General features: G+C 67.8%; 19 protein-coding genes. 8 read left to right on the top strand and 11 right to left on the bottom strand.

The window, feature by feature from the left end; genetic code table 11:
• Nucleotides 1-80: 80 nt before the first annotated feature.
• Nucleotides 81-959, bottom strand: coding sequence for a DMT family transporter (locus DFR50_RS00625; RefSeq protein WP_113887248.1), 879 nt, complete (start codon nt 957-959; stop codon nt 81-83).
• A gap of 662 nt (nt 960-1,621) precedes the next feature.
• Here DFR50_RS00625 and DFR50_RS00620 point away from each other — a divergent pair.
• Together DFR50_RS00620 and DFR50_RS00615 are read left to right on the top strand one after the other, a co-directional pair.
• Nucleotides 1,622-2,683: an HlyD family secretion protein gene (locus tag DFR50_RS00620; RefSeq protein ID WP_210208771.1), complete on the top strand. Its 1,062-nt coding sequence runs from the start codon at nt 1,622-1,624 to the stop codon at nt 2,681-2,683.
• Nucleotides 2,680-4,263 (top strand): DHA2 family efflux MFS transporter permease subunit, encoded by a 1,584-nt coding sequence (locus tag DFR50_RS00615; protein ID WP_245427224.1) that lies wholly within the window; start codon nt 2,680-2,682, stop codon nt 4,261-4,263. The genes DFR50_RS00620 and DFR50_RS00615 overlap by 4 nt, the downstream gene beginning before the upstream one ends.
• 80 nt (nt 4,264-4,343) lie before the next feature.
• On the opposite strand, the gene rpsD is transcribed toward DFR50_RS00615, so the two are convergent.
• Nucleotides 4,344-4,961 carry a 30S ribosomal protein S4 gene (gene rpsD, locus DFR50_RS00610; protein ID WP_113887247.1) on the bottom strand — a complete coding sequence of 206 codons (618 nt, stop codon included), beginning with the start codon at nt 4,959-4,961 and terminating at the stop codon, nt 4,344-4,346.
• Nucleotides 4,962-5,455: 494 nt separating this feature from the next.
• Here rpsD and DFR50_RS00605 point away from each other — a divergent pair, with 494 nt between their 5' ends.
• The gene (locus DFR50_RS00605; RefSeq protein ID WP_113887246.1) at nt 5,456-5,626 is read left to right on the top strand and encodes a DUF1127 domain-containing protein; all 171 of its coding nucleotides are present in this window, start codon (nt 5,456-5,458) and stop codon (nt 5,624-5,626) included.
• A gap of 60 nt (nt 5,627-5,686) precedes the next feature.
• Here DFR50_RS00605 and DFR50_RS00600 read toward each other — a convergent pair whose 3' ends face one another.
• The 9 genes from DFR50_RS00600 to DFR50_RS00560 all read right to left on the bottom strand — a co-directional run bounded on the left by DFR50_RS00600 (nt 5,687) and on the right by DFR50_RS00560 (nt 16,497).
• Nucleotides 5,687-7,102 carry a mannose-1-phosphate guanylyltransferase/mannose-6-phosphate isomerase gene (locus tag DFR50_RS00600; RefSeq protein WP_113887245.1) on the bottom strand — a complete coding sequence of 472 codons (1,416 nt, stop codon included), beginning with the start codon at nt 7,100-7,102 and terminating at the stop codon, nt 5,687-5,689.
• Nucleotides 7,103-7,184: 82 nt separating this feature from the next.
• Nucleotides 7,185-8,351, bottom strand: a complete 1,167-nt coding sequence (locus DFR50_RS00595; RefSeq protein ID WP_113887244.1) for an MFS transporter — start codon at nt 8,349-8,351, stop codon at nt 7,185-7,187.
• An 11-nt stretch (nt 8,352-8,362) separates the two neighbouring features.
• Nucleotides 8,363-9,910: a trimethylamine methyltransferase family protein gene (locus DFR50_RS00590; RefSeq protein WP_113887243.1), complete on the bottom strand. Its 1,548-nt coding sequence runs from the start codon at nt 9,908-9,910 to the stop codon at nt 8,363-8,365.
• Nucleotides 9,911-10,018: 108 nt separating this feature from the next.
• Complete coding sequence (locus tag DFR50_RS00585) at nt 10,019-11,008, bottom strand: LysR substrate-binding domain-containing protein (protein WP_170152981.1); 990 nt, start codon at nt 11,006-11,008, stop codon at nt 10,019-10,021.
• A 162-nt stretch (nt 11,009-11,170) separates the two neighbouring features.
• Nucleotides 11,171-12,673, bottom strand: coding sequence for an aldehyde dehydrogenase (locus DFR50_RS00580; protein WP_113887459.1), 1,503 nt, complete (start codon nt 12,671-12,673; stop codon nt 11,171-11,173).
• A gap of 60 nt (nt 12,674-12,733) precedes the next feature.
• Nucleotides 12,734-13,813 (bottom strand): methylmalonyl Co-A mutase-associated GTPase MeaB, encoded by a 1,080-nt coding sequence (gene meaB, locus DFR50_RS00575; RefSeq protein WP_245427222.1) that lies wholly within the window; start codon nt 13,811-13,813, stop codon nt 12,734-12,736.
• Nucleotides 13,788-15,470, bottom strand: a complete 1,683-nt coding sequence (locus tag DFR50_RS00570; RefSeq protein WP_113887241.1) for an acyl-CoA mutase large subunit family protein — start codon at nt 15,468-15,470, stop codon at nt 13,788-13,790. The genes meaB and DFR50_RS00570 overlap by 26 nt, the downstream gene beginning before the upstream one ends.
• A complete protein-coding gene (locus DFR50_RS00565) occupies nt 15,467-15,919 on the bottom strand; it encodes a cobalamin B12-binding domain-containing protein (protein WP_113887457.1) in 453 nt (150 codons plus the stop codon). The genes DFR50_RS00570 and DFR50_RS00565 overlap by 4 nt, the downstream gene beginning before the upstream one ends.
• Complete coding sequence (locus DFR50_RS00560) at nt 15,919-16,497, bottom strand: TetR/AcrR family transcriptional regulator (protein WP_170152980.1); 579 nt, start codon at nt 16,495-16,497, stop codon at nt 15,919-15,921. The genes DFR50_RS00565 and DFR50_RS00560 overlap by 1 nt, the downstream gene beginning before the upstream one ends.
• A gap of 114 nt (nt 16,498-16,611) precedes the next feature.
• Between DFR50_RS00560 and paaI the strand changes: the two genes are divergently transcribed.
• The 5 genes from paaI to DFR50_RS00540 all read left to right on the top strand — a co-directional run bounded on the left by paaI (nt 16,612) and on the right by DFR50_RS00540 (nt 21,566).
• Nucleotides 16,612-17,094, top strand: coding sequence for a hydroxyphenylacetyl-CoA thioesterase PaaI (paaI, locus tag DFR50_RS00555; RefSeq protein ID WP_113887239.1), 483 nt, complete (start codon nt 16,612-16,614; stop codon nt 17,092-17,094).
• A gap of 26 nt (nt 17,095-17,120) precedes the next feature.
• Nucleotides 17,121-18,482, top strand: coding sequence for a phenylacetate--CoA ligase family protein (locus DFR50_RS00550; RefSeq protein WP_113887238.1), 1,362 nt, complete (start codon nt 17,121-17,123; stop codon nt 18,480-18,482).
• 590 nt (nt 18,483-19,072) lie between these two features.
• Entirely contained in the window at nt 19,073-20,281 is a 1,209-nt protein-coding gene (locus DFR50_RS00545) for a tyrosine-type recombinase/integrase (RefSeq protein WP_113887237.1), read from the top strand.
• Between the two features lie 181 nt (nt 20,282-20,462).
• Complete coding sequence (locus tag DFR50_RS31150; protein WP_147262619.1) at nt 20,463-21,242, top strand: hypothetical protein; 780 nt, start codon at nt 20,463-20,465, stop codon at nt 21,240-21,242.
• 96 nt (nt 21,243-21,338) lie between these two features.
• A complete protein-coding gene (locus DFR50_RS00540; protein ID WP_113887236.1) occupies nt 21,339-21,566 on the top strand; it encodes a helix-turn-helix domain-containing protein in 228 nt (75 codons plus the stop codon).
• The last annotated feature ends 48 nt before the right edge of the window (nt 21,567-21,614 follow it).

Genomic DNA, 21,614 nt, shown 5'->3' with positions numbered 1-21,614 from the left:
GGCGCCGCGCCCGCGAAACCCTTGTTCGATCGCCTGCTCATGCGATCGCGGCGGCTTGCGCCACTCCCGTCGCCGCCCCGTCAGTCCGGCGGCGCCGCCCGGGCGTTCACCCCGTTCGCGGCGATCGCCAGATAGAGGCCGCCGGCGATGATGACCGCGTTGCCGACGACGATCGGCCAGGTCGGGACGTCGCGCCAGACGATCCAGCCCATCAGCGCCGCCCACAGGATCGCGGAATATTGCAGCGGCGCGAGCGCCGCGGCGCGGGTGAGGGCGAGCGCGCGGGCGATCAGGATGAAGCACAGCATGGACACGATTCCGACCGCCGCCATCAGGACGAGGTCGAACGGCGTCGGGGTCGTCCAGGCGAAGGGCAGCGTCGCCGCCCCGATCAGGCCGCCGCCGGCGAACTGCCAGATCGTCAACTGCAGCCAGTGGGCGCGGCGCAGCTTTCGGGTCAGGGTCTGGCAGAGCGCGTAGGTGGTCGCGCCCATGAGCGCGATCGGCGACGCCCACGAGAACAGCTGCGCAGTGGGCCTCAGCGCGATTACGACGCCGACGAAACCGATCATGACCGCAATCCAGCGGAACCGCTCGACCCGCTCGCCGAGCAGCGGCGCCGACAGCGCCGTCATGATCAGGGGCGCCGCCATGTAGAAGGTCATCACGTCGGCGAGCGGCATGGATCGCGTCGCCCAGTAGAAGGCGAAGGTGTCGGCGGCCATCGCCAGCACGCGCAGGCTCTGCAGCGTCGGGTTTTCGACGGCCACGAGCGCGGGCTTCAGCGCCAACGCCATCGGCGCGAGCACGAAAGCCGCGCCGATCGAGCGGACGAACATCAGTTGCCCGACGCCGTAGTCCGTGACCAGCCATTTGCCGAGCGCGTCGTTGAGCGCGAACAGGAACACGCCGGTCAGGTAGAGGACCACGCCTGCGCTCGCGGGACGGGAAGCGGACATGCAGGTCTCGGCAGGCACGGCGGGGAAACAATCCAGGAAAAACGCCAGCGGCGTCGATTCCGGCGTGCGTCACGCCGCTCGCAGGCGTGAGGCGGCTCCGCTGCGACCCCGAATCGGCGCGCATCATGCGACGCGGACAGACAAATGCCGACCCGAAAATTTCGTTCGGTCGCGAAATCGGAATGTCGGGCTGGAACCGGATCGCCGTTGGCAAGTTCACTCGCCGTGACGATTTCGGGACTCGGGAGGCTGGCCGGGCAAACGGCTCTTCGTCTTGCACTGCGAAGTCCCCGGAACGCGCAGCCGACAACCTTTTTCGAGTGCGTCCGCGGGTCGGCGCGCGGAGGGTCGGATGATCAGGCTCAAGAGCGGAAATCGGGGCTAGCGGCGTGCTGGACGACAGGCGAACGGATTCGGACTCGGCGGTGACGGAGGGGCCCGGCCGGGCGCGGCAGAGCGGCGGTTCGTCCGACGCGCCGCCCCGGATACCGCAGCCTGCCGGCGAGCGGACGGCCGTCCCCCCGGAGAGGCCCGCCGAGAATGCGCCGCGACGGGACGGAGCGCGTCCGGCGGGCGAGGGCGAGCGCCCTCGGAGGGAGGGAGAGAAGCGGAACGGAGACGGGGACGCCTCGTCCGGCAAGCCTCGGTCTCGCCGGCGCCTGATGCTGACGGCGGGAGCGCTCGTCCTGATCGTCGGCGCGCCCGCCGGGTACCTCTATTGGGACCACACGTCCCACTTCGAATCGACCGACGACGCCTTCATCGCCGCGCGGCAGTTCGCGGTCGCGCCGCAAGTCGCGGGCTACGTCACGGCCGTAGCGGTAACCGACAACCAGCACGTCGACCGGGGCGGCGTCATCGCGCGCATCGACGAGCGCAATTATCGGGTCGCGCTGGAGCTGGCGGACGCGCAGGTCGCCGCGGCCAACGACAATATCAGCAATATCGACGCGCAGATCGCGGTGCAGGAGGCGCAGGTCGGCGAGGCCAATGCGCAGGTCGAGTCGGCCCAGGCGGCGCTGGTGTTCGCGCAGGAGCAGGCCGCCCGCTACCAGGATCTGGTTCGGACCGGCTCGGGCACGGTGCAGAACGCCCAGCAGTACAGCTCGGGGCTTCGCCAGCAGCAGGCTGCCGTCTTGACGGCCAAGGCGTCGCTCGCCGCGGCCCAACGGCAGGTCGGCGCGCTCAGGGCGCAGCGCAAGAGCGCCGAGGCCAACCTCTCGGAGGCGGAAGCCCAGCGAGACCAGGCCGCGCTCAATCTCTCCTACACGATCGTCACGGCGGCCCAGGCGGGAAAGATCGCCAACCTCTCCGCGTCGGTCGGCGAATACGCGACCACCGGAACGGCCCTCACGATGTTCGTCCCCGACGACATCTGGGTCACCGCGAACTTCAAGGAGACGCAGCTCGACGCCATGCGGCCGGGGCAGCCCGTCACGATGCACATCGACGCCTATCCGGAGCGGACTGTCCGCGGCCATGTCGCGAGCGTCCAGCCGGGGTCGGGCGTCGCGTTCTCGCTGCTGCCCGCCGAGAACGCGACGGGCAATTACGTCAAGATCGTCCAACGCGTGCCGGTCAAGATCGTCATGGACAATCCGCCAGCCGACATGACGCTCGGCCCCGGCATGTCGGTCACGCCGACCGTGCGGACCAACGCCGCGCCGTCCCTGTGGGAAAAGCTCAGGGCCCGCCTTCCCGGCTGGATCGGAGGCGGGGGGTGAGCGCGGCGGCGGAAACCCGCCCGGCCGCCTCGGCGAACCCTGCGCAGGCCAGCCCGTGGTTGATCGCCTTCCTGGTCGCGCTCGCCGCCTTCATGGAGGTGCTCGACACCACCGTCGCCAACGTGGTCCTGCCCTATATCGCCGGCGGCATGGGGGTCAGCACGGACGAGGCGTCCTGGGTCGTGACGACCTATCTGGTCGCCAACGCCGTGAGCCTGACGGCGAGCCCGTTCCTGGCCCGGCGGCTCGGGCGCAAGACCTTCTTCATCGCCTGCCTCGGACTGTTCACGCTGAGTTCCCTGCTTTGCGCACAAGCCTGGAATCTCGACGCCCTGCTCCTGTTCCGGATCATGCAGGGCCTGGCGGGAGGCGGCATGGTGCCGGTCTCGCAGTCGATTCTCGCCGACGCTTTCCCGCCCGCCAAGCGCGGCCAGGCGTTCGCGCTCTTCGGAATTGCGGTGGTGGTGGGGCCGGTGGTCGGGCCGACGCTCGGCGGTTGGCTGGCCGACAACGTCTCGTGGCGCTGGTGCTTCCTGATCAACTTTCCCGTCGGCCTCGCCACGATGGCGGCGATCGCCGCCGTTTTGCCGGCGGACGCCGCGGAAGCGCGGTCGGCCGCTCGCTTCGACGCCATCGGCTTCCTGCTGATCGCCACGTTCCTCGGAGCGCTCGAGGTCGTGCTCGACCGGGGCCTCGAGGACGACTGGTTCGGCTCGTCCTTCATCCGTTCCATGACAGTGGTCACGGCGGCCGCTTTGGCGCTCTTGATCCCATGGGAGACGCGCAGGAAAGACCCCATGATCGACGTGCGCATGGTGGCCTCGCGTCAGTTCGGCGCCGCGTTCCTCGTGATGGGCGCGACCGGCGCGATCCTCTATGCGACCACCCAGTTCCTGCCGCTGCTGTTGCAGACCGACTACGGCTACACGGCCACCTGGGCCGGGCTCGCGCTCTCGCCCGGCGGGATCGTCACGATGTTCATGATGTTCTTGATCGGCTCCATCTCGAACAAGGTGCAGCCCAAGTACCTGATCATGATCGGCGCCCTCGTCATCGCGGCCTCGATGTACGAGTTGACAGACGTATACGGAGACTTGAACTTCTGGTTCTTCGCTCGCTCGAGAATCTATCTCGGCATCGGATTGCCGCTGATCTTCATCCCCATCATCGCCGCGTCCTACGATGGCGTCCCGCCCGACCGGATCGACATGGCGTCAGCCCTGATCAATGCGGCGCGCAACACGGGGGGTTCGATCGGCGTCTCGATCGCCTCGAACGTGGTGGCGCATCGTGAGCAATTTCATCAGGCCCGGCTGGCCGAGAACGCGATCCCCGCGAGCGCGCAGTACCGGGACGCGCTGCAACAGGCGACGAAGTTTTTCCAGGCGCAGGGCGGTCCAGCGAGCGAGGCGCAGCAACGCGCCATCGCCTGGATCGGCCGGGAGGTGGCGCTGCAGGCGTCGTTCCTGGCTTACATGGACGTCTTCTGGGTCCTTATGATCCTTGCGCTCCTGACCGTGCCGCTCGCCTTGACCCTGCGCAACGTCAAGCTCGGCGGCGCAGCGCCGGCCGCGCACTGAGACCGCGACTCGAGGCTGGGCTGGACGCGCAACGGCCGCACCTTTCGATGCGGCCGGAAGGAAGACACGTTCTTTGAATGTCAGCGCGAGTAGAACTCGATGACGAGGTTCGGCTCCATGTGGGTCGGGTAGGGAACCTCGGTCAGGTTCGGAATGCGGGTGAGCTTGGCCGTGGCCTTGGACGGGTCGACCTCGACGTAATCGGGCACGTCGCGCTCGGCGAGGGCCTGGGCTTCCAGCACCAGGGCGAGTTGCTTGGAGGCCTCCTTGACCTCGATCAGGTCGCCGACCTTGACCTGGTAGGAGGCGATGTTGACCCGGCGGCCGTTGACCTTGATGTGCCCGTGATTGATGAACTGGCGGGCGGCGAACACGGTCGGCACGAACTTGGCGCGGTAGATGACCGCGTCGAGCCGGCGCTCCAGGAGGCCGATCAGATTGGCGCTCGAGTCGCCCTTCATCCGCAGCGCCTCGACGTAATATTTATGGAACTGCCGCTCGGAAATGTTGCCGTAGTAGCCCTTGACCTTCTGCTTGGCCTTGAGCTGGGTGCCGAAGTCGGTCGCCTTGCCCTTGCGGCGCTGGCCGTGCTGGCCCGGACCGTACTCGCGCTTGTTGAACGGGCTCCGGGGACGGCCCCAGATGTTCTCGCCCATGCGGCGATCGATCTTGTACTTCGCTTCTGCGCGCTTCGTCATCGCGGTTCCTCTTTATGTTCCGACAGTTTCAGGTGAGGAACGCGCCCTCCTCTGCGCCTCTCGGAGGCGCCGACAGGTCCGGGCCGAGCGAGGCCTTGACCATGGGTGCGTCAAACGGAAAGCGCGCCCTCTCGGACCGAGAGCGCGCTCGCCGCGGTCCGCATAGGGGAAAGGGCGCATCCTGTCAACGCGCTTCGGCGGCGGTCTGTCAGCCGGGACGCGCCCGGTTCGCGAGGGCCTTCTATGCATTCAACGCATGTCTACGGTCGCCACTTCCGTAGGATTTGATACCTACCGTATCATTAACGACCGATTCAGGCGTCGTTCTTTTGCAGTTGGACAATTTGTCGCGCAAATTTCGCATGCACGCAGAGTCTACGATCTTGACATTTGCGTCCGAGCTGAATACAAATGTTCATGTCTAAGGGATGAAGCGACGACGGCTTCGAGGGTTCGAAGCTGGGCAGGAGGGCGGTCAGCCAAAGGAGACCGCCATGTTGACCTTCAATCTCTTGCGCTTCCTGCGCCAACGCCGCACCTACTGGAACGTCGTCCAGGAGCTGTCCCAATATACCGACCGCGAGCTGCACGACATCGGCATCGACCGCGTCGACATCCGCGACATCGCGCGCCTCGCCGCCCGGGAAGACCGGACGCCGGCGTGATCGGGAAGCAGGAAGCGATATGCCGTCTGGCGGCGGCGCCCGAGCGGGCGCCGCCAGACCTCAGCGGCGATTGTAGACGTCCTCGATCCGGACGATGTCGTCCTCGCCGAGATAGCTTCCGGTCTGCACCTCGATCAGCTCGAGGTCGATCTTGCCGGGATTGCACAGGCGGTGATCCGAGCCGATCGGCAGGTAGATCGATTCGTTTTCGTGCACCAGATGCACGGCGCCGTTCAGCGTCACCTCGGCGGCCCCCCGCACCACGATCCAGTGCTCGGCGCGATGGAAGTGCTTCTGGAGCGACAACCGGCCGGCTGGCCTGACGACGATCCGCTTGACCTGATAGCGCGCTCCGTGATCGATGCTCTGATAGTAGCCCCACGGCCGATAGTTGCGGCGATGTTGGGTCGCTTCGGGATGCTTGTCCGCCTTGAGCTTCTCGACCAGCTGCTTGACCTTGTCGGAGTGCCCTTGGGCGGCGACCAGGATGGCGTCGCCGGTCGCAACCACGATCACGTTGTCAAGGCCGATCACCGCCGCCAGATGCTCGTCCGAGCGGACGAGCACGTTCGACGAGTCGATCGCCACGGCGCGCCCGCGCAGGCTGTTGCCGTCCGCGTCCTTCGGGCTCAGCCGCCAGACGGTCGACCATTGTCCCACGTCCGACCAGCCGACGTCCGCCTCCAGCACCGCCGCCCGGTGGGTGCGCTCCATCACCGCATAGTCGATCGAGATGCGCGGCGCCTGGACGAAAGCGTCGCGATCGAGGACGAGGAAGCCGAGATCCTCCTTGGCGAGGGCGACCGCGGCGGCGGCCGCGGAGGCGATCTTCGGCTCGAACTGCGCGAGCTCCTCGATCATGACGTCGGCCCGGAAGATAAAGTTCCCGGAATTCCACAGATAACCGTTCTCGATAAAGGTTTTTGCCAGATCCTCGTTCGGCTTCTCGACAAAGCGTTCGACGCGACGGACCTTCGGGTCGACGGAGAGCGCCTCGGCGGGATGAATATACCCGTAGCCGGTCGCGGGATGGTCCGGCTTCACGCCGAAGGTCACGATTGCGCCCGCCTCCGCGGCCGCGGCCGCCTCGCCGCACAGACGAACGAACTCCTTCTCGTTCTTGAACACGTGGTCGGCGGCGAGGATTGCGACGATCGTCTTCGGGTCGCGAGCGGCCGCCCAGGCCGCCGCCGCGCCGACCGCAGCCGCGCTGTCGCGCCGCTCGGGCTCGAGCAGAATGGTCGCCTTCGCGCCAATGTCCTCGAGCTGCTCGGCGACCCGAAACCGGTAGTCGAAGTTGGTGATGACGACCGGCCTCTCGAACACGGCCTCGTCGCTCACCACGCCCACGATCGACTGGAAGGTCGACCGATCGCCGATCAGCGGAATGAACTGCTTTGGCAGGCTCTCACGGGATTCGGGCCAGACCCGCGTGCCCGAGCCGCCGCACATGATCACCGGCAGAATCTTGGCCATCACATCCTCTGCGCGTATGGTGCGCCGCAGCGCCGACCGAGAGCGTTCTTGCGACAAGGTCGCGTGCAAGACAATCTGTTTCTTAGTCCTTCCCGGCGATCGAGTCGTTCCCTCCGGCGGGCCCGAACAGCGCCATTCCGACGCCCGCCGCCACTGCGGCGGCCGCGATCGCGCCGAACGCCATCGGAAGGGAGAATGCCTGGGCGATCGCTCCTGTCGCCAGCGGCGCCGGCAGCCGGGTCAGCGCGCTGAACAGGGAAGCCGAGGAGAGGCCGACGGCGGGGCGTCCCGGCGTCTGCCGGGCCGCGAGGGCGAAACCGCACGGCACGATCGCGCCGGTGCCCAAGCCGATGAGGGCAAAACCGGCGACGCTCGCGGCGAAGCCGGCGTCGAAGGCGGTCACCGCGAACCCTGCCGCCGTCACTGCGAACGACGCGACGATGATTTTTCGGTCGCTCGTCATGAGCCGGACGCCGTCGGCGTTGAAACGCAACGTCGCCTGACAGAGGGCGAAAAAGGCCGCGCCCAGTCCGGCGAACGCGGCGTAACCGGGCGCTTCCGCGCGCAGCAGCAGCGCCGACCACAACAGCGCCGCCGTTTCCGCCGCGATCGACGCCCCGAGGACCAGGCCGAGCACGATCAGCGCAGGGGAGAAGGAGAGGCCGCGCGCGGTCGGCGATCTCGGCGGAGTTCGAGGGGCCTCGCTGCGAGCCGTCCGCTCATAGACGGCGGCGGCCGCCGCCAGTCCGCCCGCCGCGATGAAACCGGCGGCCCCCGGGGCCGCGCTCGCCGCGATCAGGCTTCCGAGAATGGCCCCCGCCGCAACCCCCGCCGAGGCGGCCGCGTGCAGGCGCGCCAGAATCGGCTTCCCCCGGCTGCGCTCGATGCGCGCGCCTTCCGAATTCATGGCCACGTCGAGGAGGCCGCCGAGGAAGCCCGACACGACGAGGAGCGACGCGACGCTCGCCACGCTCTGCGCGTTCAGCAGCCCCAACAGCGCGGCGGCGAACAGGACGGCGGCGCCGACGAGCGTCGGCCGGATTCCGAACCGATGGGCGAGACTTCCGCCGGCCGTCATCGCGACGAGATAGACGCCGGTATAGGCGGTCAGAATGATCCCGAGCGACGCCGAGTCGACGCCGGCACGGGTCAAAATGGCGCCGGACGCTCCGCTCCACAGCCCGACCCCGAGGCCGAAAGCGAAAAATACGCCGCCGACGGCGGCGTGGACCTTGTCTCGTTGCAGCATGCGGCGAGCGCTCAGTAGTCCGTCGGCGCGCCGCCCTCGGCCTTCCGGCGCGCGACGAACGCTTCGAGCGCCTCGCGCCGTTCGGGCTCGAAGGCGGGCGGCGCGTAAGCCGCGAGCCGTTCGGCGACAACGCGCCCGGCGGCGTCGGCGGCGGTCGGCGATCCGGCCTCGCGCCAAGTCTCGTAGTTGCGCCAGTCGGAAATCATGGGCGCGAAAAAGGCGGTCCGGTAGCGCGACTGGGTATGCTCGGCGCCGAAGAAATGCCCGCCGGGGCCCACTTCGCGCATCGCCTCGAGCGCGAGCTCGGCGTCATCGACGCGCAGGGGCTTGAGGAAGTCCGCCACCATGGCGAGCAGGTCCGCATCGAGCGCCATCTTCTCGAACGAGGCGTGCAGGCCGCCCTCCATCCAGCCCGCCCCGTGCATCAGGAAATTGACGCCGCCCATGATCGCGCCCCACAGCGAGAACACGCTCTCGTACGCCGCCTGAGCGTCGAGCGAATTGGCGGCGTTGGCGTTGGAAGAGCGGTAGGGCAGCGAGAGCCGACGCGCGAGCTGCCCGCCGACGATCGCGGTCTTCATGTATTCCGGGGTGCCGAACGCCGGCGCGCCCGACTTCATGTCCACGTTTGAGGTGAAGCCGCCATACACGAAGGGCGAGCCGGGACGCACGACCTGCGCAAGGACGAGCCCGGCGAGCGCTTCGGCATGCTGCTCGGCCAGCGCGCCGGCGAGCGTCACCGGCGCCATTGCGCCGGCGAGGGTGAAGGGCGTCAGCACCACGACCTGATTGCGCCGCGCCATCTGGATGATCCCTTCCAGCATCGGCGTATCGAGCCTGAGCGGCGAAGACGAATTGATCACCGTGAACAGCGAGGGCTCGCGCTCGAGCGTGTCGTCGTCGATTCCACGCGCGATTTTGACCATTTCGATCGCGTCGAGATTGCGCTCGCGGCCGAGGCTGTAGGCGTGGATCGGCTTGTCCGAAAGCGTGAGCATGTCGGACAGCGCATCGAGGTGGCGCACGGACGGATGCACGTCGACCGGCTCGACCGGGTAGCCGCCCCAGAAGTGGATCGAGTCGAGCGTCTGGCCGAGGCGGAGAAAGTTGCGGTAGTCGGCGATCGTTCCCGACCTGCGCCCCCCGGCGCGATCGAAAGCGTTCGGCGCGCTGGCGACCGAGCCGAAGGCGATCCGCCGTCCGCCGATCGCGAGATGGCGCGCGGGGTTGCGCGCGTGCAGGATGAACTCGCGCGGCGCGAGCCCGATCTGGGCCTCGACCAGCGCAGGGTCGAAACGAACGCGCGTCGAGGCCGGATCGACATCCGCCCCGGCCGCTTTCAGGAGCGCGCGCGCGCCGTCGTGGAGGAAGTCGATCCCGATCTCCTCCAGCACGGTCAGGGCGGTCCGATGGATGGATTCGAGTTCGTCCCTCGACACGAGCTCGAGCGGCGGAAACGGCGACACGGGCTGCGCCAGCGGCGACGGCGCCGCAGGCGCGGCGGCGCGCTCGCGGCGGCGCCGGCGCCCGGAATCCTGAGGCTGGTCTTCAGCGGACATCGGCCATTCCCGGAGCTCTCGTCGTAGCGGCGTTCGAGGTCACGCTAGCGGCTGACCAGGCCTCGGCCTCGCGCCAAAATGGCATCGCGACATGCCGATTTGAACGGGCTATTTCGCAGCGCGCAGCTTCGGCGCCTCCGCCTGGGCCGCGGGCGCCTCTCCCTGGGCCGGCTCGGATTCGGCGATCCTGCGCGCCGCGAAGCGCGCGATCAGCCAGGTGCGGAACAACGCGACCGCTTCGTTGCTGAGATCCTCCGGATGAGTCGTCAGGTAGTAGCCGTAGCCCTCCTCGAGCCAGAGGTCGTCGAACGGTTGCGCCAGCCGTCCCGCCTTGATCTCCTCGTGGAACAGCCGCGGGTCGATGAGGGCGATTCCGTCGCCGCTCATGGCGTATTGCGCCGCGAGCTGCTGGGCGTCGAACACGAGGCCGCGGTCGACGGCGATGTCGGGCCGCCCGATCGAGCGCACGAACATCTCCCAGAAGAAATGGCGCGGGCGGCCGTCGATTCTGGTGTGGAGCAGGTCGTTGGCGGCGATGAACCGCGCCGGGTCGCTCGCGTCGATCGATTCGAGCAGTTTCGGGCTGCACATCGGGGTCGCGCGCACCATCCAGAGCAGGTCGTGAATCGCGTCGGTCACGCTCGGCTCGGAATAGACGATCGCGATGTCGACGTCGCCGTCGACGTCTGGGCCGGTGCTCGGCTTCGACACGATCTCGAGCGTGATGCCGGCGTTCTCGGCGCGGAAGTCGCGCAGAATCGGGATCGCCAGCCGGTGCGCGAACGACGTCGGCAGCGCGACCTTCAGAACCCGCTTCGGCCTTCCCTTCTCGTTGATGACCTCGCCGAGCGCCTGGTCGATCCGGTCGAACGACTTCGTCACCACAGGCAGGATGTGCCGTCCCGCTTCGGTCAGCACGAGCTGCTGCGGCCGCCGCTCGAACAGGGTCACGCCGAGGAAACTCTCGAGGACGATCACGTGCCGGCTCACTGCGCTTTGCGCAACTGTCAGGCTATTGGCCGCAGCCGTGAAGCTCAGATGCTGCCCGGCCGCTTCGAACGCTCTCAGCGCGTTGAGCGGCAACCATTTGCGATCCATCCGTCCTCCCCGCGCCTGGATCGTCCCGGCGTCGCCGGATGGATCGCCCTGCGAGCGCGATGAAGGCCTCGTCATAACCCATGACGCCGCGTTTTCACAAGACGCGAGCGCCCGCGACCAGCCTCCGGATGAGAATGTCGACCGTTCCGCCGCAGCCGAAGCTCAGCGATAACTCGTCCAGATCGTCTTGAAGTCCATGTACTTGTCGATCGCGTGGGGCGAGCGGTCACGGCCGAAGCCCGATTGCTTGAAGCCGCCGAACGGCGTCGCGAGCGAGGAGCGGTCGTAGGTGTTGACCCAGACGGTGCCGGCCCGGATCGCGCGCGTGAGCCTGTGCGCTGCGTTCATGTCGCGCGTCCAGACCGCGGCGGCGAGGCCGTAGATCGTATCGTTGGCGAGCCCGACCGCCTCGGCCTCCGTCTCGAACGGAACGATCACGACGACCGGTCCGAAGATCTCCTCCTGGGCGATCCGCATGCTGTTCACGGCGCCGTCGAGAATCGTCGGCTCGATATAGAAGCCGCCGGTCTCCGCGAGCGCGCGGGCGCCGCCGTGCGCGATTCGGGCGCCCTCCTTCACGCCGAGCTCGATATAGCCGAGCACGCGCTGCATCTGCCGCTCGTCGACCATCGCGCCGAGTTGCGCTTCCCGATCGAAAGGATGGCCGAGCGGGATTTGCGCCCGCTGCGCGGCGGCGATCTTCTCGACCAGCGCCGCCCGGATCGAAGCGTGCGCCAGGACGCGCGAGCCCGCGTGACAGGTCTCGCCCTGATTGTAGTAGATGCCCCAGGCGATCGCTTCTGCAGCGGCGTCGAGGTCGGCGTCCGCCATCACCACGTGCGGCGACTTGCCGCCGCACTCGAGCGCCACGCGCTTCATGTTGCTCGAGCCGGCGTAGACCATCATCAGCTTGCCGACCTCGGTTGAGCCGGTGAAGGCGATCATGTCGACGTCGGGGTGCAGGGCGAGCGGTTTTCCCGCCTTCTCGCCGAAGCCCGGGACGATGTTCAGCACGCCGTCGGGCAGGCCCGCCTGCCTGGCCAGCCGGCCGAGCACGAGCGAGGCGAGCGGCGACTGCTCGGCCGGCTTCAGCACCACCGAGTTGCCCGCGACCAGCGCCGGCCCGATCTTCCACGCGGCGATGATCAGCGGGTAATTCCACGGCACGATCGCGCCGACGACGCCGAGCGGCTCCCGGCGCACCATGGCGACGTCCTCGCGCCCCAGCGGGGCGATCTCGTCGGTGAGCTTGTCGGCGAGTTCGCCGTAGTACTGGATGCAGTTGGCGCAGAAGGGAACGTCGACATCGAGCGTGTTGGCGATCACTTTGCCGACGTCGAGCGTTTCCAGCAGCGCGAGCTCTTCCGCGTTCTCGCGAATGAGACTGGCGAAGCGCAGGAGGACAGCCTTCTTGCGTTGCGGATCGGCGTCGCGCCAGACGCCGCTGTCGAACGCCGCCCGCGCCGCCCTCACCGCCCGGTCGACGTCGGCCTCGCCGCAGTCGGCGACATGAGCGAAGACCTTGCCGTCGATCGGCGACACCCGCGCAAACGTGGCGCCGTCGAGCGCGTCGACGTAGGCGCCGCCGATGAAGGCGCGGCCCTCGATCGTCAGCGCGGCGGCGCGGGCGATCCAGCCTTCGCGGGTCGGGGGTCGGTCGAGCATCGGCGCCTCGGTTCGGAAAACGGTCGGCGACCGGACCATGGGCCCGACCCGAAGGAAACCTTATTTTCCGTATGGCGGGATAACCGACGGGCATGACGGAGGCGGCGAACGCTCGCCCGGCGGCGCATCCGGGCGCCCCGTCACGGGCGACGGGGCGCCGGCCGGGGCGGGCGGCGCCGGGTAGGCGAGCAGACGCAGGACGCGCTCGGCCGCCTCGGCGACGCCGCAACGCCCTTCGAGGGCGGCCTCGAGCGCCGCGTCGCTGCGCGGATCGTCGAGCCCCAGGATCCGGTCGCGGATCGCGCGGCCGGCCGCCTGCGCGATCAGGCGGCGGACGCGACGCAGGCGGCGCGCCCGCTTCTGCTCCGCCGGCAGTTCGGCTCGCGCCTCGACCGCGGCGGCGAGGGCGGCGACGCCGGCCCCCGAGGTCGCGATCGTCTCGATCACGGGCGTGTCGCGCGCGTCCGCGCGCAGCGTCAGCATGGCGCGCAGCTGGTCCGCCGTGCGGCGCGCCGACGGCAGATCGGCCTTGTTGACCACGAGGATGTCGGCGATCTCGAGGATGCCGGCCTTGAGCGCCTGAACCTCGTCGCCGAGGCCGGGCGCGTTGACGACGACACAGACGTCCGCCGCCTCGGCGATCTCGACTTCCGATTGGCCAGCGCCGACCGTTTCGAGGACGATCAGGTCGCGGCCCGAGGCCCCCATCAGGTCGAGGACCCGGTGAATGGTCTCGGTCAGCCCGCCCACGTGCCCGCGCGAGGCGATCGAGCGAATGAACACGCCGGGATCCTCGGTGTGGCGCTGCATGCGGATTCGATCGCCGAGCACGGAGCCGCCGGAGATCGGGCTCGACGGATCGACCGCCGCGACGGCGACCGTCCGGCCGCCGGCGCGCACATGCCCGACAAAGGCGTCGATCAGCGTCGACTTCCCCGCCCCGGGGGGGCCGGTGAAGCCGACGACGATCGCGCGGCCGCTCGCTGCGCCGATGAGCCGCCCGATCGCGTCGGCATGCGCGCCGCCTTGCTCGACCAGCGACAGGCAGCGGGCGAGCGCCGCCGCCTCGCCCCGCCGCAGCCGGTCGACGAGCGCGACGAGGGCGGGCGGAATGTCAGGCGACGACCAGCGGGCGTCCAAATCCCAGCTCTTTCCGCAGGCAGGTCACGATCTCGCCGTGGGTGACGCCGGCCTCCGCCGCCTCGACCACCCGCGCGAACACGTTGTCGTCCTCGTCGTCGGCCGCGCGGGCGAGCGCCGCGAGCGCGCCCTCGACCGCCGTGCGGCTGCGGCTCTCCTTGAACGCCCGGAAGCGCGCGACATGCGCCCTCATGCGGTCGAGGTCGGGCCGTTCGGTCGATTTGCCCTGCCCTTCCTCGTCCTCGGCCTGGTGGCAATTGACGCCGACCACCTTCTCCTCGCCGCGCTCGATCCGCTCCTGCCAACGCAGCGCGGACTCGCCGATCATGCCCTGCACGAGGCCGCTTTCGGCCGCCTTGTACATGCCGCCGGCGGCGTCGATGCGCGCAATGACCGAAAGGATCTCGGCCTCCATCTGGTCGGTGAGCGTCTCGACGTACCAGGACCCGGCGAGCGGATCGATCACGTCGCAAAGGTGCGCCTCTTCGCGCAAGATGGTCTGGGTCGCGACCGCGATGCGCGCGCTCTCCTCCGTCGGCGTCGCGGCGGCCTCGTCATAGGCGTCGGTGTGCATCGACTGCAGGCCGCTGAAAATTCCGGCGATCGCCTGCGTCGCCACCCGCGCGATGTTGTTGAGCGGCTGCTGGCGGGTGAGATCGACGCCGGACGTCTGGCCGTGGAACTTGAAGCGCCAGGAATTCGGGTTCTTCGCCCCGAGACGCTCGCGCGCCAGCCGCGCCCAGACGCGCCGCGCCGCGCGGAACTTTGCGATCTCCTCGAAGAAGCTGATCGAGATGTCGAAGAAGAAGGTGAAGCGGCGGAGCAGGACGTCGATGTCGATTCCACGCGCGACGCAATCCTGCGCATATTGCAGGGCGGTCGAGAAGGTGAGGCCGACCGTCTCGGCCGGCGTCGCGCCCGCCTGCTGCATGTGCTGCCCGACGACCGAGACCGGATTCCAGTTCGGCAGGCGCTCCAGGCAGAAAGCGACATGATCGGTCAGGACGCGGCGCGAGCCCGGCAGCGACAATCGATAGAACATGTGGTTGGCGACGAAATGGGAGAGGTAGTCGCTCTGGTTGGACGTGCCGGACACCCGCTCCCAGGGGATTCCACGGCGTCGGGCGACGCCGAGCGTGAAGGCGAGCAGCGTGAACGGCGAGGGATCGTTCATCGCGGTCGAGATGCGGCCCAAGGGCACGCCGTCGAGCGCGGCGTCCATGTCGTCGACCGTGTTGGAAACGGTGCCGCAGGTGCCGAGCAGCAGCGGATCGACCTCGTCGCAATCGAGCCCGCGGAAACCGGAATTGCACGGCAGAAAGCTGATCGCGGTCGCGCCCGCCGCCAGCAGCTTGCGCACCCGGGCGTTGTAGTCGGCGGGCGTTCCGAGCCCGACCAACTGGCGCTGCGACCAGGTGCGGCCGCGGTGCATGGTCGGGTAGATTCCCCGGGTGAAGGGATACTGGCCGGGAAAGCCGAGATCCGCGTCGTAGGCCGAGCCGTCCCAGTCGCGCGGCGTGTAGAGCGGCTTGATCTCGACGCCCGACCGGTTGACGACCGGCCGCTCGGCGCCGATCTGCCCTGCATAAGCCGCGCGCCACTCGGCGAAATCGCGATCGAAGCCGGGCAGGGAGAGTTGGACGGCTTCGCGGCTCATGGCGTTTGCTCCCGCAATTCGGCGTCGCGCGCCGCGCGCGCGTCCGCGGCCAGCGCCGCGACGCCCGCGACGATGGCGTCGCGCGAAGCGCCGGGGCCGAAGATCGCGCCGACCCCGGCGGCGACCAGCGCCGGCTGTTCGTCGGCGGGCACGATGCCGCCAACGACGACGCCGACATGAGCGAGGCCCGCTTCCCGCAACGCCGCCACGAGTTGCGGCACGATCAGGTGGTCGGTCGCGAGCGAACTGACGCCGATCGCATCCACGTCCTCTTCGGTGGCGAGCTTGACCACGGCGGCGATCGACTGCCACGGCGGCGTGTAGATCACGTCCATGCCGGCGTCGCGCAGGAAGGCCGCCACGATGCGGCTGCCGCGGTCGTGGCCGTCGAGCCCGATCTTGGTGACGAGGACGCGGGCGGGCGGATCGAGGCGGGGCGCCGTCGTCATCAGCGCGCGCCCGCCGCGCGCAGCGGCGCGAGCATCTGGCGCGCGATCTCGGCGATCGGCGCGCCGCCCGGCCGGCGCCACACCGGCGTCCAGTTGAGCGCGCCGAGCAGGAACAGCCGGGCGAGGCCGGGCGACATGCCTTCGGGCAGCTCGACCTGCGCGAACAGGGCGCGGAACCGCTCTTCGTAGCGGTCGCGCAGGCGGATGAGATCGGCGGCGATGTCGGGCGCGTCGTCGGGAACGATGCGGATGACCACCCGGGCATAGGCGCTGGCGTCGAGGATCGCCTCGAGGTGCGCTTCGACCGCGGCGGTCAGCCGGTCCCACGCCGTCTCGGCCCCCGCGGCGGCGGTCTCGACCCGGTCGAGGATGCGCTGCACCCCCTCCTCGTAGACCGCGAGCAGCAGCGCCTGCTTGTTGGGAACGTGGAAATAGACCGCGCCGGGCGTCATCGCGCTCGCGGCGGCGAGCTCGCGAATGGTGGTGGCGTGGTAGCCCTGCCCGGCGAATTTCGCCGCCGCCGCATCGAGCAGGGCCGGCCAGCGGTTGGCCTGCCGTTTTGCTTCGGTCGCCGCCAAGACTTCAACCTCGCATGAGCTAACCAAGCGATTGTTTAGCACGCTGACTTGTGCATAATCAAGCGGATCGACAGCGGCCCTACAGCGGCCCGGCGCCTTCAGGGGAGAGTTCGAATGCCTGACGAGGGCGAACAGGCCGCCGCGACCGCCGCCGCCTGCGCCCGGCGCATGCTGGCGGGCGACCGCGTGAGCCGCAGTCTCGGGATCGCGCTCGTTTCCGCCGGCGAGGGACACGCGGCGCTTTCGATGACGGTCCGCGACGACATGCTCAACGGTTTCGGCACATGCCACGGCGGGGTCCTGTACACGCTCGCCGACACCGCGCTGTCCTGCGCCTGCAACAGCCGCAACGAGCGCTTCGTCGCCCACCACTGCTCGATGATCTACCTCAGGCCCGGCGAGCCCGGCGCGCGGCTGACCGCGCGCGCCGTCGAACGGTCGCGGGCCGGGCGGGTCGGGCTCTACGACGTGACGGTGACCGATTCCTCGGGCGCGGTCGTCGCCGAATTTCTCGGGCACGCCCGCCGCATCGGCGGCGCGGTGATCGAAGGGGGGATCGGACGGGATGATGGCGCCCAAGCGCCCTTCCGTGCATGATCCAGCCGACAAGCGGGAGGAGCATAATGGCCGACGGCGTCTACTGGGATCGCGAGAAGGAAACGCGCTCGCGCGAGGCGCGCGAAGCGGAGGTGCTGGCCAATCTGCAAAGCCAGCTCCGCTTCGTCTACGACGCGCTGCCCTTTTATCGGAGCCACTACGACGCCCATGGATTTCACCCGGATCAGGTGAAATCGCTCGACGATTTCTCGAAACGCGTTCCGATCGTCACCAAGCCGATGCTGCGCGACGATCAGGCTGCGGCGCCGCCGTTCGGCCGCTATCTCGGCTGCGAGGCGGCCGACATCATCCGCGTGCACGGGTCGTCGGGCACCAGCGGCAAGCCGACCCTCTACGCCTTCTCGCGCGGCGACTGGGACTACATCGCCGACGTCATGGCGCAGGGGCTCTACACCTGCGGCGTCCGTCCCGGCGACATCGTGCAACTCGCGACCGTGTTCAGCCTGTTCATGGGGGGCTGGGGCTCGCTGCTCGGCGTCGAACGCCTCGGCGCGACCGCCTTTCCGCTCGGCGCGGGGGAGACCGAGCGTCAGCTCGACCTGATGTACCGCATCGGCGCGACGGTGCTGATCACCACGCCGACCTACGCGCTGCACATGCTGGAGACGGCGCGCGCCCTCGGCTACGACGCCGCGAAGTCGCCGCTCAGACTCGGCATCTTCATCGGCGAGCCCGGCTCCTCGATCCCCGGCACGCGCCAGGCGCTCGAGCAGGGCTGGGGCATCAAGGTGCGCGACATGGCCACCACCTCGGAAATGACGCCGTGGTCCACCAACGCCGAATGCGAGGCGGCCGCGGGGCCGCACGTGATGCAGGACGAAGTCTGGACCGAGATCGTCGCCAAGGACGATTCGAGCCGCCTCCTGCCGGATGGCGAGAGCGGCGCGATCGTCTACACCCATCTCAAGCGCCGGTCGCAGCCGATGATCCGCTTCTACGCCGGCGACGAGTCGCACATGGTCTACGAACCCTGTTCCTGCGGCCGCACCTACCCTCGCCTTCCGGCCGGCGTCTACGGCCGGCTCGACGACATGCTGCTGATCCGCGGGGCGAACGTCTATCCGAGCCAGGTGCAGCGGTCCCTGCTCGAGGTCCCCGGCACGGGCGTCGAGTTCAAGATCGTGCTGGAGAAGAAAGGCGCGCTCGACCACGCGACCGTGCTCGTGGAGCGCGACCCCGCCGCGACCCCGGCCGACATCGATCACTTCGCCGCCGACTTGAGAGAGCGCGTCCGCCACAAGCTCAAGAACGACACGGCGGTGAATTTCGAGGTGGACATTTTGCCGCCGAACACGCTCGAACGCGCGCTGTCGAAGGCCAAGCGCGTCGACGACCGCAGGCCGAAGTACCGGCCGGGGGGGCACTGAGCGCGCAGAACCGCCGGACGCAGCGTCCGGACGGCGCTTCAGACGAAAAAGACGCGACCCGAGCGCTGCGGCGAACCGCCGCGTGGGCGGAGTCCGCCTCTTGCCGATCGTGCGACGGCGGCGAATGATCCGGTTGCGACGCCGGCCGAAGATCAGAAGCCTTCGGGATTCTGCGGGACGCCGGCCGGCGTCGGCCTTTCGCCGACCGCCGGAGCCGGTCCGGCTTCCCCGAGCTCGTCCCGAGCCTGTCGAACGAGGCTCGGGCGCGTGTCGCCGCCTGCGGGAACAGGCTCGGGCGAGGTCGGGGGATGCGCGTCGCGCTCGCGGCCGGCGCTGGCGCGGCTAACCGAGCGGCGTCGCCGGTCGAGGATTGTTTCGATTGGTACCGCCACCCCGGCTCGAACGGGGGACCTCTAGATCTACAATCTGAAATAAGCCTGTCTACGGTGGGCCACGCCGGTCCACAGTCTCCATATTAAGCGAGCATTTTCAATAAATTGCTTCCATCACGGTCCACGAGGGTCTATCTCAAGCGAACGAGACGTGGACCCCCAGCGGACCCCCGGAGGGGTCTTGAACGGACCTCTAAAATGCCAAAGCCGCTGACCGACCTTGAACTCCGCAACTGGAAGCCGACGAACTCGCGACAGGAAAAGTCCGACGGCCTGACCCCTGGATTAAAGGTCCGATTGTCAAGTTCCGGCGTCAGATCGTGGTCAATGCAAACGCGTGTCGATGGCGTGAAAAGACGATTCACGCTCGGGGACGACCTGACGCTCGCTCAGGCGCGAGCAAAGGCAAAGACAACGGCGAAGTCGGTTGGTGAGGGTCACGACCCCACCGCAGAACGACGCGCACGGCGCATCAGGAAACAGGACGCGCTGGACGGCGTCGGAACGCTGGACTCGGTAATCGAGCTCTATTTCAGTATCGGCGACGGCCGCGGGCTCAAGTCCGGAACGTCCCAGAAAGAGCATTTGCAACGCGTCTTTAAGCCCTGTCTGACCCATCCGGCGCTGGACCTCAAGGTTCGCGACTTGCAACTCGCCATCGACGCTTGGCCGTCGCGGTCGTCCGCAAGGCATGCCGTCGCCTATGCTCGCAAGTTGTTCCGATGGGCGCGGAAACGGGAACTGATCGGGGACGGGTTCAGCGGGATCGAAGCGCCTGAGCGTGACAAGGACATAGAGCAGCGCCGGCTCAGTGTCGAGGAGACCGAGAAGTTCCTGCGGGCTCTGTCCGACCGTCCGCACGACATCGCTGCCCAGGCGATGCTCTGGACGGCGGCGCGACGCGAAGAGATCGCCGGCGCGACCTGGCGTGAGTTCGAACTCAACACCGGCACTTGGACCATCCCCGGCGCCAGGAGAAAAAACACTCGGGGGCGTCGCTCGAAAAACGCGCCGGCGGATCATGTCATCCAGTTGCCGAAGCAGATGGTGGAAATGCTTCGTCCACTGGCGGCCAAAGCGGACGACCTCGTCTTTTCGACAGATGGGGCGCCGCTACAGAACTGGCCCCGATGGGCGGCGCGAATCTCGAAGCGCGCATGCATCGAAACCGTCCCGTCGCCCCATTGTTTGAGGCGCACCGCTTCCACAAGACTCGGCGACCTCAGAGAGTTTCCGCACGTCGTCGAGGCTGTTTTGGGCCATCGTTCCATCGGCGGCGCCCTGCACGCGGGGTACAACGCAGCCCGCTACGCGGACGAGGTTGGCGAGGCTCTACAGAGGCTGGCGGACTATTACGACCGGCTGACGAGCGACAAGCCCAATGTTGTTGAGTTCAAGAGGCCCTGAGGTTCAATGCTGGTCTACGTGGGTCTTGCGACCAATCCGGCCCGAGGCCGCGGCACGTACTGCTCCACGATAAAGGCGCATTGATCTCCGAAATTCTTCACGGGGGCTTAGGCTGGCCGGCCGAAAGCGGGGCCGCACCTCCCCGTTGCCCTCTCACTCAAAGGTGCGCGCGGGTGCGCGCGTGACCGATGACCCCCAAACCCCAGGCGATGTCCTGACCTTGGTGATGTACGGCACCTGGACGCCCCAGCAGGCCGAAGAATGGGCGCAGAGTCGCCGCCTTCCGCCATTCGCTGAAGTACCAGACCCAGCAAAATTCGATCCGCTGCAGGAATTGTATTGTACGCTCTCAATGGCGCTGATCTGGGTCGCGTCGCGCGACATCAACAACGTTCGAGAAGCGTGGTCGGAATGGTGGGAGGTGCACAAAGGTTGGCGCGAAAACCATCCGCAAGGATGGACACTGGGTCCACTCAAGCGTCCAACGGATCACACGACGTTTGAAAGATTCCCTTTGGATCCTCGATCGGCGTGCAAGCAGCTCTGGGCGGCGCATATTACCGGCAAGATCGTGTCGACTGGGATCAACGACGAAACTCGAATTCGGCGCGTCATTCGGCAAGAGGAATGGTGTGATCTCAAGAGCTGCGATGGTTATCCTCCCGAGGTAGTATACCTTTACGATGATCTCTGCTCGAACGAATGGGGAAGAGGGTTTCGAAGGGTTTTGGTCTCCGTAGATGAGCTTGTGCGGGCCTTCCCCGCGGATGAGATTGTTGAGGGCCGCGACTTGCAATCCGTGCTGCGCGAGGCGCTGGCAGATAGCCCCAACTTGACTTTCGCAGAGGCTTTCAGAATCGTGCGGGCGCGCGGGCTCAAGGATAAGCGCGATAAGATACGTGATACTGTTAAATATCTGGGGGGAATAAGAAAATCAGGCCGAAGGAAGGCTCCCAGTTAATCGTGCCCTCCGCCTGCACGATCGGCGCGATTGCACATTTTGCAGCCAATGGATCGATGTGATTGATGGGAGGCCATCTCAATCAGAGGTGGCCTCATGGATACCATCGAAGCAAACGCCACTGGACGGCGTCCGATTGACACCCCGGCGGCTCATCCGCCGAAGGCTCGTCGCGTCCCCGAAGCGTGTAAGGCGCTCGGGATCTCGAAGGCAATGCTCTACAAGCTCGCCGCGAGGGGGAAGATTCGCCTCGTTCGCATCGGCGGCCGGACCGTCGTTCCTGAATCGGAAATCGACCGGCTGGCATCTGAAGGGGCCCGGTAATCGATGCGCCCCTCAAAAAGAAATCCGGCGCCGCAGCGGGCGGCCCGG

This window comes from Roseiarcus fermentans, from assembly GCF_003315135.1.
GTDB lineage: Bacteria > Pseudomonadota > Alphaproteobacteria > Rhizobiales > Beijerinckiaceae > Roseiarcus > Roseiarcus fermentans.
The sequence above is the reverse complement of the archived record's forward strand: the minus strand, read 5'-3'. Positions and strand labels throughout refer to the sequence as shown.

What these genes read in the sequence shown, in the direction of transcription:
- DFR50_RS00625 (WP_113887248.1), bottom strand. Translation starts at nt 959, where the DNA reads ATGTCCGCTTCCCGTCCCGCGAGCGCAGGCGTGGTCCTCTACCTGACC.
- DFR50_RS00620 (WP_210208771.1), top strand. Translation starts at nt 1,622, where the DNA reads ATGCTGACGGCGGGAGCGCTCGTCCTGATCGTCGGCGCGCCCGCCGGG.
- rpsD (WP_113887247.1), bottom strand. Translation starts at nt 4,961, where the DNA reads ATGACGAAGCGCGCAGAAGCGAAGTACAAGATCGATCGCCGCATGGGC.
- DFR50_RS00605 (WP_113887246.1), top strand. Translation starts at nt 5,456, where the DNA reads ATGTTGACCTTCAATCTCTTGCGCTTCCTGCGCCAACGCCGCACCTAC.
- DFR50_RS00600 (WP_113887245.1), bottom strand. Translation starts at nt 7,102, where the DNA reads ATGGCCAAGATTCTGCCGGTGATCATGTGCGGCGGCTCGGGCACGCGG.
- DFR50_RS00595 (WP_113887244.1), bottom strand. Translation starts at nt 8,351, where the DNA reads ATGCTGCAACGAGACAAGGTCCACGCCGCCGTCGGCGGCGTATTTTTC.
- DFR50_RS00590 (WP_113887243.1), bottom strand. Translation starts at nt 9,910, where the DNA reads ATGTCCGCTGAAGACCAGCCTCAGGATTCCGGGCGCCGGCGCCGCCGC.
- DFR50_RS00585 (WP_170152981.1), bottom strand. Translation starts at nt 11,008, where the DNA reads ATGGATCGCAAATGGTTGCCGCTCAACGCGCTGAGAGCGTTCGAAGCG.
- DFR50_RS00580 (WP_113887459.1), bottom strand. Translation starts at nt 12,673, where the DNA reads ATGCTCGACCGACCCCCGACCCGCGAAGGCTGGATCGCCCGCGCCGCC.
- DFR50_RS00570 (WP_113887241.1), bottom strand. Translation starts at nt 15,470, where the DNA reads ATGAGCCGCGAAGCCGTCCAACTCTCCCTGCCCGGCTTCGATCGCGAT.
- DFR50_RS00565 (WP_113887457.1), bottom strand. Translation starts at nt 15,919, where the DNA reads ATGACGACGGCGCCCCGCCTCGATCCGCCCGCCCGCGTCCTCGTCACC.
- paaI (WP_113887239.1), top strand. Translation starts at nt 16,612, where the DNA reads ATGCCTGACGAGGGCGAACAGGCCGCCGCGACCGCCGCCGCCTGCGCC.
- DFR50_RS00550 (WP_113887238.1), top strand. Translation starts at nt 17,121, where the DNA reads ATGGCCGACGGCGTCTACTGGGATCGCGAGAAGGAAACGCGCTCGCGC.
- DFR50_RS00545 (WP_113887237.1), top strand. Translation starts at nt 19,073, where the DNA reads ATGCCAAAGCCGCTGACCGACCTTGAACTCCGCAACTGGAAGCCGACG.
- DFR50_RS00540 (WP_113887236.1), top strand. Translation starts at nt 21,339, where the DNA reads ATGGATACCATCGAAGCAAACGCCACTGGACGGCGTCCGATTGACACC.